Annotated in this window: 2 protein-coding genes; both read left to right on the top strand. The window is 78.0% G+C overall.

The window, feature by feature from the left end:
• Positions 1-6 precede the first annotated feature (6 nt).
• The gene (locus ACFQRF_RS04330; protein ID WP_379869051.1) at positions 7-5,739 is read left to right on the top strand and encodes a type I polyketide synthase; all 5,733 of its coding nucleotides are present in this window, start codon (positions 7-9) and stop codon (positions 5,737-5,739) included.
• Positions 5,729-12,033: type I polyketide synthase (locus ACFQRF_RS04325; RefSeq protein ID WP_379869049.1), on the top strand; the 6,305-nt coding region annotated here is incomplete at its 3' end. The genes ACFQRF_RS04330 and ACFQRF_RS04325, both read left to right, overlap by 11 nt.

The raw sequence follows: 12,033 nt of genomic DNA, 5'->3' as shown, positions 1-12,033 counted from the left end.
GAGCGCGTGGCGGCCGAAGAGAGACTGCGTGACTACCTCCGGCGGGCGATCGCCGACGCCCGGCAGGCGCACCAGCGTCTGCGCGAGGCCGAGGACCGTGCCCACGAACCCGTGGCCATCGTCGGCATGGCGTGCCGGTTCCCGGGCGGGGTGCGCTCCCCGGAGGACCTGTGGCGGCTGGTGGCCGAGGGCCGGGACGCCGTGGGGGAGTGGCCGGCGGACCGCGGCTGGGACCGGGCCGCGCTCCACCACCCCGATCCCGGCCATCCCGGCACGAGTTACGTGTGCGAGGGCGGGTTCCTGTACGAGGCCGGGGAGTTCGACGCGGAGTTCTTCGGGATCAGCCCGCGTGAGGCGACCGCGATGGACCCGCAGCAGCGGCTGCTGCTGGAGGTGGCCTGGGAGGCGGTGGAGCGTGCGGGGATCGACCCGGCCGCGTTGCGCGGCACCGCCACCGGGGTGTTCGCCGGCATCAGCGCCCAGGACTACGGCGCGCTCCTGGCGCGGGCCTCGGGCGACCTGAGCGGATTCCTGGCCTCCAGCAACGGCGGCAGCGTGGTGTCCGGCCGGATCTCCTACACCCTGGGCCTGGAGGGGCCGGCGGTGACGGTGGACACCGCGTGCTCGTCGTCGCTGGTGGCGCTGCACCTGGCGGCGCAGGCGCTGCGGCGCGGCGAGTGCGCCATGGCGCTGGCCGGCGGCGTCACGGTGATGGCGACCCCGGACCCGTTCGTGGCCTTCAGCCGGCAGCGCGGCCTGGCCGCTGACGGCCGGTGCAAGCCGTTCGCCGCCGCGGCCGACGGGTTCGGCATGGCCGAGGGGGTCGGCGTCCTCATGGTCGAGCGGCTGTCCGACGCCGAGCGCAACGGGCACCGGGTGCTGGCGGTGCTGCGCGGCTCGGCGGTCAACCAGGACGGTGCGAGCAACGGCCTCACCGCGCCGAACGGCCCGGCGCAGGAGCGGGTGATCCGCCGCGCGCTGGCCGACGCCCGCCTGACCCCGTCCGACGTGGACCTGCTGGAGGCGCACGGGACGGGGACCACGCTGGGCGACCCGATCGAGGCGGAGGCGCTGATCGCCGCCTATGGGCGGGACCGCCCGTCCGGGTGTCCGCTGTACCTGGGGTCGGTGAAGTCCAACATCGGGCACACCCAGGCGGCGGCGGGCATGGCCGGGGTGGTCAAGGCCGTGATGGCGCTGCGGCACGGGGAGCTTCCGCGCACGCTGCACGTCGACGCGCCCACCCCGCACGTCGACTGGTCGGCCGGAACGGTGGAACTCCTCACCGAGGCGGTGCCATGGCCGGAGACCGGCCGGCCGCGCCGGGCCGGTGTCTCCTCTTTCGGGGTGAGCGGCACCAACGCGCACGTCGTCCTGGAGCAGCCGCCCCCGGCCACGACCGGGACGACCTCCGGCGTGCCGGCCGCGGGTCCCGTCATGTGGCCGGTGTCGGGCCGTGGCGCGGCCGGACTGCGGGCCCGGGCCACGGAGCTGCTGGCGTACGTGGAGCGGCATCCCGATCTGCACCCCGCGGACGTCGGGCACGCGCTGGCCACCACGCGCACCGCGTTCGGGCACCGCGCGGCCGTCGTCGGGCGGGACCGCGCCGAACTCGTGCACGGCCTCGCCGCGCTCGCCGCCGGGGACGACGCCCCCGGGACGGTCCGGGCCACGGCGACCCCGGCGGATCGCGGGCCGGTGTTCGTGTTCCCTGGTCAGGGGGCGCAGTGGGTGGGGATGGGCGCGGAGCTGCTGGAGTGCTCGCCGGTGTTCGCCGACCGGATCGCGGAGTGCGCCGATGCGCTGCGGCCGTTCACCGGCTGGGGTCTCGTGGACGTGCTGCGGGGCGCCGAAGGCGCGCCCGGGCTGGAGCGGGTGGACGTGGTGCAGCCCGCCACCTGGGCGGTGATGGTGGCGCTGGCCGAGGTGTGGCGCTCGTACGGAGTGGAGCCCGCCGCCGTCGTGGGGCATTCGCAGGGCGAGATCGCGGCGGCGTGCGTCGCGGGCGCGCTGTCGCTGGACGACGCCGCACGTGTGGTGGGCTTGCGCAGCCGGGCCATCCGGGGGCTCGCCGGACGCGGCGGCATGGTCTCCGTCGCCCTGTCCGAGCCGGAGGCGCGGGCCCGGATCGCGGACCGGGACGGCCTCGTGGTGGCGGCGGTGAACGGCCCGTCGTCGGTGGTGGTGTCCGGCGAACCGGCCGCCCTGGACGGCCTCCTCACCGCGTGCGAGCGCGACGGCGTCCGGGCGCGGCGCATCCCGGTGGACTACGCCTCCCACTCGCCGCAGGTGGCGGAACTGGAGATCGACCTGCTCCGCCTCCTCGCCCCCGTCGCCCCGCAGACCGCGAAGGTGCCGCTGTACTCCACGGTCGACGGCGGCGGCCGGCTGGACACCGCGACGATGGACGCCGGGTACTGGTACCGCAACCTGCGCGGCACCGTCGGCTTCGAACCCGCCATCCGCGAGCTGGCGGCCGACGGCTTCCGCCACTTCGTGGAGGTCAGCCCGCACCCGGTGCTCACCACCGCCGTCCAGGAGACGCTGGAGGCGCTCGGCGCGCCGCATCGCGCGACCGCTCCGCCCGAAGGAGACGGCACGAGCGCGCCGGGGCGTCCAGCGAGCGCCGAACCGCGAGAAGGGACCGCGCCCGGCGGCGCCGTCCTCGGCACGCTGCGCCGGGACGACGGCGGCCCGGTCCGACTCGTCACCTCGCTGGCCGAGGCGCACGTGGCCGGGCTGGGGCTCGACTGGGACGCCGTGTTCCCCGGCGGCGGGCGGCACCTCGATCTGCCGACGCAGCCCTTCCGGCACCGCCGGTACTGGCTGCGGCCCGCCACCGCCGACGTCGGATCCGCGGGGCTGGCCCCCGCCCATCATCCGTTGGCCGCCGCCGCGCTGACGCCCGCCGGCTCCGACGGGGTGCTGCTCACCGGCCGGATCGGGCTCGGCCGCCAGCCATGGCTGGCCGACCACGCCGTGGGCGGCGCCGTTCTGCTGCCGGGGACCGCGTTCGTCGAGCTCGCCCTGCGGGCCGGCGACGAGGTCGGGTACCGCCTTCTGGACGAGCTGACCCTGGAGAGCCCGCTGGTGCTGGCCGCCGACGGCGCCGCCACCGACCTCCAGGTGGCGGTCGGCGCGCCGGACGATGCCGGGCGGCGCCCCGTCAGCGTGCACGCGCGGCCCGCCGAAGCCCCCGGCACGCCGTGGACCCGGCACGCGCGCGGTCACCTCGCCGTCGACGACGGGGTACCACCGCCCGCTCTCACCGCGTGGCCGCCGCCCGGCGCCGCGCCGGTGCCGGTGGACGACCTCTACGACCGGCTCGCGGCGGCCGGGGTCGATTACGGGCCGGTGTTCCGCGGCCTGCGGCGGGCGTGGCGGCACGGCGACGACGTCTACGCCGAGATCGCGCCGCCCGAGGGCGACCCGGCCGACGCCGACGGTTTCCACCTGCACCCGGCCCTGCTGGACGCCGCCCTGCACGGCATGGTGCTCGGGCCCTTCCTCACCGGCCTGCCCGACACCCCCGAGAGCGCCGACGGCTCCGGCGCGCGGCTGCCGTTCGCCTGGACCGGGGTGCGGCTGCACGCCGTGGGCGCCACCGCGCTGCGGGTCCGGCTCACCGCGGCATCCGAGCCGGACGCGATCCGCGTCACGGTCGCCGACACGGCCGGCTCCCCGGTCGCCTCCATCGACTCCCTCATCGTGCGCCCCGTCCAGGGCACGCCCCGGCCGGCGGGCCCACGCCGGGACGCGCTGTTCCGGGTCGAGTGGCCGGAAGCCGCGTCCGGTGCCGCCGGCCCGCCCGTCCGGAGCTGGGCCGTGCTGCACCCGTACGGCGACCGGCTCGGCGTGCACGCGGCGCTCGACGCGGCAGGGCTGCGGCCGCACCGCCACGCCGCGCTCGCCGGCCTGGCCGCGGCGGTCGCCGACGGCGCGGCCCCGCCCGACGCCGTCCTCGTCCCGTGCGGACCCGGCGACCCGGACCCCGCCGACCTCACCGCCGTGGCCACCGGCAACCTGCACCGCGCACTGGACCTGGTGCGGGAGTGGCTCGCCGACGACCGCTTCGCCGGAGCGCGGCTGGTCCTCGTCACCCGTGGCGCCGTGCCGGGGGAGCGGCCGGCCGACCTGGCGTGGGCGCCGCTGTGGGGCCTGGTGCGGTCCGCGCAGGCCGAGAACCCGGACCGGTTCGCCCTCGTCGACGTGGACGGCCACCCCGAGTCCACCGCCGCGCTGCCCGCCGCGGTGCGCTCAGGGGAGCCGCAACTGGCGGTGCGCGCCGGCCGTCTCCACGTGCCCCGCCTGGCCCCGGCCGCCGCCGAAACGCCGGACCGCCCGGCGTGGGACCCGAACGGCACCGTGCTCATCACCGGCGGCACCGGCACACTGGGAGGCGCGGTCGCCCGGCACCTGGCGGCCGTCCACGGCGTCCGGCACCTCCTCCTCACCAGCCGCACCGGCGGCACCGCGGACGGCGCGGCCGAACTCACCACCGAACTCGCCGCACTGGGCGCCGACGCCACCTTCGCCGCCTGCGACGTCGCCGACCGCGCCGCCCTGGAGCGGCTCCTCGCCGCGGTGCCCGCCGACCGGCCCCTCACCGGGGTCGTGCACACCGCCGGCGTCCTGGCCGACGGGCTCGCCGCGGCGATGACTCCGGACCGGCTCGACCGCGTCCTCGCCCCCAAGCTGCACGGCGCCGCGCACCTGCACGACCTCACCCGCGCGGCGAACCTGTCCGCCTTCGTGCTGTTCTCCTCGGCCTCCGGCGTCTTCGGCGGCCCCGGGCAGGGCAACTACGCCGCCGCCAACGCCTTCCTCGACGCCCTCGCCCGGCACCGCCGCGACCTGGGACTGCCGGCCGTCTCGCTGGCATGGGGCCTGTGGGAGCGGCGCAGCGGACTCACCCGGTCCCTCGGCGACCACGACCTGGCCCGGATGAACCGCGGCGGCACGCTCCCGCTCGGCACCGAGGACGCACTCGCGCTGCTGGACGCCGCGATCGGCGCCCCCGACGCGCTCCTGCTGCCCGTCCGCCTGGACCCGGCCCGGCTGCGCGCCGACGACCCCGCGCTGCCCGCGGTGCTGCGCGGCCTGGCACGGCGCACCGCCCGGCCGACGGCCGCCGCCGCGACCGCGGCCGAGTCCGGGCCGCCGCTGGCCGAACGGCTGGCCGGCCTCGCGCCCGCCGACGCCCACGAGACCGTCACCGACCTGGTCCGCGCGCAGGCCGCCACCGTGCTCGGCCACGCCGGGGCGGACGCCGTCGACGCCGACCGCGCCTTCCGCGAGATGGGCTTCGACTCGCTGACCGCGGTCGAATTGCGGAACCGGCTGGCCGCCGCCACCGGGCTGCGACTGCCGGCCACCCTCGTCTTCGACCACCCCACCCCGGACGCGCTCGCCCGCCGGCTGCTCGCCGACCTGCGCCCGGCCACGCCGGCCACCGGGGCGGCACTGCTCGCCGACCTCGACCGGCTCGCCGCCGCCCTGCCCGCACTCCAGGGCCCGGACGCCGACCCGGCGCTGCGTGGCACCGCCGCCGCGCGACTGCGCGACCTCGCGGACCGGATCGACCCCGCCGCGCCGCCCGCCGCCGGCCACGCACGGCTGCGCGACGCCACGGACGACGAGATGTTCGCCTTCATCGAACGCGAACTCGGCATCGACCTGGGAGGCGCCACGGCGCCGGACCACGCATCTGGAGACGGGAGAGACGCCGATGGCGAATGACGACAGGCTCCGCGACTACCTCAAGCGGGTCTCCGCCGATCTGCACGACACCCGCCGCCGGCTGCGCGCGGCCGAGGAACGCGGCCGCGAACCCATCGCCGTCGTCGCGATGAGCTGCCGTTTCCCCGGCGGCGTCCACTCGCCCGAAGACCTGTGGGAACTCGTGGCCGAGGGCCGCGACGCCATCGGAGAGTGGCCCACCGACCGCGGCTGGGACGCCGACGGACTCTACGACCCCGACCCCGACCACCCCGGCACCGCCTACGCCCGCCAGGGCGGCTTCCTGCACGACGCCGCCGACTTCGACGCCGAGTTCTTCGGCATCTCCCCGCGTGAGGCGGTCACCATGGACCCGCAGCAGCGGCTGCTGCTGGAGGCCGCCTGGGAGGTGTTCGAACGCGCCGGGTTCGACCCGCGCACCCTGCGCGGCAGCCGCACCGGCGTGTTCGCCGGCAGCATGTACCACGACTACGGCGTGCGGCTGCGCCCGATCCCCAAGGGCACCGGCGGCTACCTGTCCAACGACAGCGTCGGCAGCCTGGTCTCCGGCCGCGTCGCCTACGCCCTCGGCCTGGAGGGCCCGGCCGTCACCGTGGACACCGCGTGCTCCTCCTCACTGGTGGCGCTGCACCAGGCGTGCCAGGCGCTGCGCAACGGCGAGTGCGAGACGGCGCTGGCCGGCGGCGTCACCGTGATGGCCACCCCCTGGCTGTTCGTGGAGATCAGCCGGCAACGCGGCCTGGCCGGCGACGGCCGCAGCAAGGCGTTCGCCGCCGCCGCCGACGGGGCCGGCTTCTCCGAGGGCGTCGGCGTGCTGCTGCTGGAACGGCTCTCCGACGCGCTCGCCAACGGCCACCCGGTGCAGGCCGTGGTGCGCGGGTCGGCGGTCAACCAGGACGGCGCCAGCAACGGGTTCAGCGCCCCGAACGGGCCGTCGCAGGAGCGGGTGATCCGGGAGGCGCTGCGGTCCGCCGGGCTCTCCCCGGCCGAGGTCGACGCGGTGGAGGCGCACGGCACCGGCACCCGGCTCGGCGACCCGATCGAGGCGCAGGCCCTGATCGCCGCCTACGGGCAGGACCGCCCCGCCGCCCGGCCGCTCCTGCTCGGCTCGCTGAAGTCCAACATCGGGCACGCCCAGGCCGCGGCGGGCGTGGCCGGGGTGATCAAGATGGTGCAGGCCATGCGGCACGGCCAACTGCCCCGCACCCTGCACGTCGACGCGCCCACCCCGCACGTCGACTGGTCCACCGGTGCCGTCGAACTGCTCACCGAACACCGGCCGTGGCCCGAGACCGGCCGGCCGCGCCGCGCCGGCGTCTCCTCCTTCGGCATCAGCGGCACCAACGCCCACGTCATCCTGGAACAGCCGCCCGTCCGGGACGAGCCGCCGGCCGAGCGGCCGCCCGCGCCCGCCGCCCGGCCCGGCGCGGTCCTGCCCTGGACCGTCTCGGCCCGCAGCGCACCGGCCCTGCGGGACCAGGCCGCCCGGCTGAGGGAGCGGGTCGCCGCCGACCCCGAACTCGACCCCGCCGACGTCGGGTACTCCCTCGCCGTCTCCCGGACGCTGTTCGAGCACCGCGCCGTCGTGGTCGCGGCCGACCGCGCCGGATTCCTGGACGGCCTCACCGCGGTCGCCGCCGGCACGCCCGCGCCGCACGTGGTACGCGGCACACCGGCCGCCACCGGCGGCCGGACCGCCTTCGTCTTCCCCGGCCAGGGCTCCCAGTGGCCCGGCATGGCCGCGGAACTCCTCGCCGACGCCCCCGCCTACGCCGAGCAGGCGGCCGCGTGCGCCGCCGCACTGGAGCCCTACCTCGACTGGCCGGTGCTGGACGTGCTGCGCGGGACCGCCACGAACGGCACCGGCGCGCAGGCGTCCGGGCCCCCGCCGCTGTCCCGGGTCGACGTCGTCCAGCCGGTGCTGTTCACCGTCATGGTGTCGCTCGCCGCGCTGTGGCAACGGCACGGGGTGCGGCCGTCCGCCGTTGTCGGGCACAGCCAGGGCGAGATCGCCGCCGCCTACGTGGCCGGCGCCCTGTCACTGGAGGACGCCGCCCGCATCGTGGCGCTGCGCAGCCAGGCGTGGCTCGGACTCGCCGGGCGCGGCGGCATGCTCTCCACGGCGCTGCCCGCGGCCGAGGCACGACGGCGGCTGGGCAGGTGGGGCGACCGGCTCTCCGTCGCCGCCGTGAACGCCCCCTCCGCCACCACCATCTCCGGCGACCCCGAGGCACTGGAGGAACTGCGGGCCGAGCTGGACGCCGACGGCGTGCACGCCCGCCGCATCCCCGGCGTGGACACCGCCGGCCACTCGGCGCAGGTCGACGCGCTGCGCGAGCGGCTGCTCGCCGAACTCGCCCCCGTGGCACCGCGCCCGGCCGACATCCCGTTCTACTCCACCGTCACCGGCGGCCGGCTCGACACCACCGCACTGGACGCCGCCTACTGGTACCGCAACATGCGCGACCCGGTGGAGTTCGAGTCCGCCGTGCGCGCCCTGCAGGCCGATGGCCACCGCCGCTACGTGGAGACCAGCCCCCACCCGGTGCTGCGCCCGGCGCTGCAGGACACCCTGGCCGACGCAGACGGCCCCGGCATCGGCGGGACCGCGATCGTCGGCACGCTCCGCCGCGATGAGGGCGGCACCCGCCGGTTCCTGACCTCCCTCGCCGAACTGCACGTCGCCGGGCCGGGCCTCGACCTGGCCCCGCTCTTCCCCGGCGCCCGCCGGGTCGACCTGCCCACCTACCCCTTCCAGCGCCGCCGCCACTGGCCGGAGCCCACCGCCCAGGCCGCCGACGTCGCCGCGGCCGGCCTGGACGACCCCGGCCATCCCCTGCTCGGCGCCGCCGTCGCGCTCGCCGACGGCGACGGGCTGCTCTTCACCGGCCGCCTCTCCCCGCGCCGCCACCCCTGGCTGGCGGACCACGCGGTCAACGGGACCGTGCTCCTCCCGGGAACCGCGTTCCTCGACATCGCGGCGCGCGCCGGCGCCGAAACCGGCTGCGACCTGGTCGAGGAGCTCGTCCTGGAGACCCCGCTGCCGATCCCCGCGGACGCCGAACCACGCCTGCAGGTGCGCGTCGGGGCACCCGACCCCTCCGGACGCCGCCCGCTGGAGCTGCACGCCCGCCGCGAGGACGACCCCGGCGCCCCCTGGACCCGGCACGCCACCGGCACACTGGCCCCCGGCGCCGCCGCGCCGCCGCCCGACCTCGCACCGTGGCCGCCCACCGGCGCCGAGCCCGTCGACATCGACGGCCTCTACGACCGGTTCGCCGACGGCGGCATCCACTACGGCCCCGCGTTCCGCGGGCTGCGCGCCGTCTGGCGGCGCGGCGACGAGGTCTTCGCCGACGTCCGGCTGCCCGACGGCCCGCGGCGCACGGCGGCCGGCACCGAGAGCGCGCACGGGTTCGACCTGCACCCCGCCCTGCTGGACGCCGCCCTGCACGCGCTGGAACCCACCGGCCTCGTCACCGACGCCGGGCCGGGCCGCGTCCCGCTGCCGTTCTCCTGGAGCCGGGTCGCCCTGCACGCCACGGGCGCCGCCCAGCTGCGGGTGCGGCTCGCCCCCGCCGGGCCGGACGCCATCGCCGTGGCGGTCGCCGACGCCACCGGTGCCCCCGTCGCCACGGCGGAGTCCCTGGTGGTGCGCCCTGTCGCGGCCGACCGGCTCGCCGCCGCCCCCGCCGGCGACGCGCTGCTGCGGCTCGACTGGCCCCGGCTGGCCGAAGCACCCGCCGCCGCGCCCGCGCCCGGCCGGTACGCGCTGCTGGGCGCCGACCCGCTCGGCCTCGGCGACCGGCTGCGCGCGGACGGCGCCGACGTCCGGCGCTACCCCGATCCGGGCGCCCTGGCCGCCGACCTCGCCGCCGGAACCCCCGCCCCCGGCACCGTCCTGTACCCGGTGGCCGCCGCCGGCGGCGACCCCGCCGCCGACGTCCGCGACCTGCTCCGCCGCGTCCTGGAGACCCTGCGGGCCTGGACCGCCGACGACCGCCTCGCCGACCGCCCCCTGACGGTCGCCACCCGCGACGCCGTCGCGGCGGCCCCCGGCGACCGCACCGACCCCGTGGCCGCCGCCGTCTGGGGGCTGGTCCGCTCCGCGCAGGCCGAGCACCCCGGCCGCTGCGTCCTCGTCGACCTCGACGCCCACGCCGAGTCCGCCGCCGCGCTGCCCGCCGCGCTCGCCGCGGCGGAACCGCAGCTGGCGATCCGCGCCGGAACGACCTTCATCCCCCGGCTGGCCCGCGCGCTCCCCGGCACCGCGCTCACCCCGCCCGAGGACGCCGCCGCCTGGCGGCTCGCCGTCACCGATCCGGGCACCCCCGACGACCTCCGCCTCCTCGCCTGCGACGCCGCCGACCGGCCGCTCGCCGACGGCGAGGTCCGCATCGCGGTCCGCGCGGCCGGCCTCAACTTCCGCGACGTGCTGTTCGCCCTCGGCCTCGCCGTGGGCGAGGGCGACATCGGGGGCGAAGGCGCCGGCGTCGTCGTGGAGACCGGCCCCGGCGTCACCGGACTCGCCCCGGGCGACCGCGTCCTGGGCGTCTTCCCCGGCGCCTTCGGCCCGCTCGCCGTCGCCGACCACCGCATGGTCGCCCCGATGCCCGCCGGCTGGACCTTCGCGCAGGCCGCCGCGGTACCCATCGCCTACCTCACCGCCTACCACGGGCTCGTCGACCTCGCCGGCCTGCGGGCCGGGGAGGCGGTGCTCGTGCACGCCGCCGCCGGCGGGGTCGGCACCGCGGCGGTACAGCTCGCCCGGCACCTGGGCGCCGACGTGTACGCCACCGCCGCGCCCGCCAAGTGGCCGGCCCTGCGGGCGGCCGGCCTGGACGACGCGCACATCGCGTCCTCCCGCTCGCTGGACTTCGCCGACGCCGTCCTTACCGCCACCGGCGGCCGCGGCGTGGACGTGGTCCTCAACTCCCTCGCCCACGAGTACGTCGACGCCTCCCTGCGCACGCTGCCGCACGGCGGGCGCTTCCTGGAGATGGGCAAAACCGACCGCCGCGCCCCCGACGACGTCGCCGCCGCCCACCCCGGGGTGCGCTACCAGGCCTACGACCTCTTCGACGCCGACCCCGACCGCATCCACCGGATGCTCGGCCACATCCTCGACCTCTTCCGGCAGGGCGCCCTGCGGCTGCCCGACGTCGCCACCTGGGACGTGCGCCACGCCCCCGAGGCGTTCCGGTACATGAGCCAGGCCCGGCACATCGGCAAGATCGTGCTCACCGTCCCGCCCGCACCGCGCACCGACGGCACCGTCCTGGTCACCGGCGGGACCGGCGCGCTCGGCGGACTGATCGCCCGCCACCTCGCGGCCCAGGGGGTGCGGCACCTGCTGCTGACCAGCCGCACCGGCGGCACCGCGGACGGCGCGGCCGAACTCACCACCGAACTCGCCGCCCTCGGCGCCCAGGTCACCGTCGCGGCCTGCGACGTCGCCGACCGCGCCGCCCTGGAGCGGCTCCTCGCCGCGGTGCCCGCCGACCGTCCCCTCACCGGGGTCGTGCACACCGCCGGCGTGCTCGACGACGGCGTCCTGCAGGCCCTCACCCCCGAACGCCTCGACCGCGTACTGCGCCCCAAGGTGGACGGCGCCCTGCACCTGCACGAACTCACCCGCGGCCTCGACCTGTCGATGTTCGTGCTGTTCTCCTCCGGCGCCGCCACCTTCGGACCCGCCGGCCAGGGCAACTACGCCGCGGCGAACGCCTTCTGCGAGGCCCTCGCCCGGCACCGCCGCGCGCTCGGCCTGCCGGCCACGGCGCTGGGCTGGGGACTGTGGCGGCGGCGCAGCGCACTGACCGGGCGGCTCACCGACGCCGACCTCGCCCGCATGGCGCGCGGTGGCGGCGGCGCCCTGGAGACCGGCGAGGCCCTCGCGATCTTCGACGCCACCCGCACCGGCCCCGACCCCGTCCTGCTGCCGGTCCGGCTGGACGCGCCCGCGCTGCGCGCCCAGGCCACGGCCGGCACCCTCGCGCCCGTGCTGCGCGGCCTGGTCCGCGGCCCGGCCCGCCGGTCCGCCCGCGACGCCCGGGCCGGCACCTCCGGCGCCACGTTCACCCAGCGCCTGGCCCGGCTGGCCGCCGCCGACCGCGACGCGATCCTGCTCGACCTGGTCCGCGAGCACGCCTCTGCCGTCCTCGGCCACGCCGACGCCGGCGCCGTCGAGGCCGACCGAGCCTTCAAGGAACTCGGGTTCGACTCCCTCACCGCCCTCGAACTCCGCAACCGGCTGAACACGGCCACCGGCCTGCGGCTGCCCGCCACGCTGGT

Origin of the sequence: Marinactinospora rubrisoli, from assembly GCF_042664915.1 — a bacterium.
Taxonomy (GTDB): Bacteria; Actinomycetota; Actinomycetes; order Streptosporangiales; family Streptosporangiaceae; genus Marinitenerispora; species Marinitenerispora rubrisoli.
Note: the sequence above shows the minus strand (reverse complement) of the source record. Positions and strands in the feature narration are given on the sequence as shown.